Source organism: Pseudomonas yangonensis (genome assembly GCF_009932725.1).
In the GTDB taxonomy this organism is placed as follows: Bacteria; Pseudomonadota; Gammaproteobacteria; order Pseudomonadales; family Pseudomonadaceae; genus Aquipseudomonas; species Aquipseudomonas yangonensis.
This window is the reverse complement of the sequence record NZ_BLJU01000051.1, coordinates 1-203: the sequence shown is the minus strand read 5'-3', so window position 1 is coordinate 203 and position 203 is coordinate 1. Positions and strand designations below refer to the sequence as shown.

General features: G+C 63.5%; 1 pseudogene. It reads right to left on the bottom strand.

Features of this window, described 5'->3' with window-relative positions:
* A pseudogene (locus GYB81_RS23350) lies at positions 1-203 on the bottom strand (ATP-binding protein); the annotation flags it as partial.

Sequence of the window (203 nt, the reverse complement as noted above, 5' to 3'; positions counted from 1 at the left end):
ACCTGGCGCTGGGCCGCATAGGCCTGGTTGCTGGCCAGTGCCTCCTCGAGCTGGGCAGCAAGTTCGCAGGGCTGCAGATCGAACTGCATCTTGCCGGCTTCCAGCTTGTCCATGTCCAGCAGGTCGTTGATCAGATGGCTGAGGCGCTGGCTGTTGGCCTGAGCGATGCTCAGCATGGTGCGCATGCTTTCCGGTACCGCGCC